Origin of the sequence: Synechococcus sp. H55.9 (genome assembly GCF_047462355.1) — a bacterium.
In the GTDB taxonomy this organism is placed as follows: domain Bacteria; phylum Cyanobacteriota; class Cyanobacteriia; order Thermostichales; family Thermostichaceae; genus Thermostichus.
On the sequence record NZ_JANSJB010000041.1, the window covers coordinates 9,044 to 10,172 of the forward strand.

Genomic DNA, 1,129 nt, shown 5'->3' on the forward strand with positions numbered 1-1,129 from the left:
GGCAGCGGCAATACGGCCCCAATGAGCTGAAAGCCAAAGCTGCAACGCCGGCCTGGGTCAAGTTTCTGCAGCAGTTTAACCAGTCGCTGCTCTATATCCTGATGGTGGCTGGGGCGGTCAAGGCGTTCCTGGGATCCTGGCGCAACGCCATCGTGATCTGGGCGGTGGTGGTGAACAACGCCCTCATCAGCTACATCCAAGAGGCCAAGGCGGAGGAGGCAATCGCTGCCCTGGCCAAGTCGGTGGTGACTGAAGTCACGGTGCTGCGGGAGGGGCAGAAAGTGCGGCTGCCCTCGCGGGAGCTGGTGCCGGGGGATGTGGTGCTCTTGAGCTCGGGAGACAGGGTGCCCGCCGACCTGCGCCTGCTGAGTGCGCGCAACTTGCAGGTGGACGAATCGGCCCTCACGGGAGAATCGGTGCCGGTGGAAAAACGGCTGGGATCCCTCCCCGAAGACACGCCGTTGGCTGACCGCCAGAACATGGCCTACGCCGGCAGCTTCGTTACTTTTGGCCAAGGGGCGGGGGTGGTGGTGGCCATCGGCAACCAGACCCAGACGGGCCGCATTTCCAAGTTGATCGAAGAGGGGGGATCCCTGCAAACTCCCCTGACGCGCAAGTTTGAGGCGTTCAGCCTGACCTTGCTGAAAATTATCCTCACCTTGGCTGCGCTCACCTTTTTGGTGGGCCTGGTGCAGGGCCAAGCGGCAGTGAGTGTCTTTGAGGCGGCAGTGGCGCTGGCGGTGAGCGCCATCCCCGAAGGCTTGCCGGCGGTAGTTACCGTAACCTTGGCCATTGGGGTCTCCCGCATGGCCCGACGCCATGCCATCATCCGCAAGTTGCCGGCGGTAGAAACCCTGGGCAGCGCCACGGTGATTTGCTCGGACAAAACCGGCACCCTCACGGAAAACCAGATGACGGTGCAGGCCATCTACGCCGGATCCCAGCTCTACCGGGTCGCCGGCAGTGGCTACAGCCCCCAGGGCCAGATCCTGTTTCAGGAAGCCAATTCCCCCGTCGAACTTCGCCAATGGCCCTCGCTGGAGGCCTGTCTACTGGCCGGCTGCCTCTGCAACGACACCCGCCTCCAACCCAAGGACAACGGCCAGTGGGAAGTGGTAGGGGATCCCAC

1 protein-coding gene is annotated in these 1,129 nt (G+C 63.3%); it reads left to right on the forward strand.

Features of this window, described 5'->3' with window-relative positions; translation table 11 throughout:
* The coding region (locus NW857_RS07055; protein WP_414368465.1) for an HAD-IC family P-type ATPase at nucleotides 1-1,129 on the forward strand (1,129 nt) is incomplete at both ends.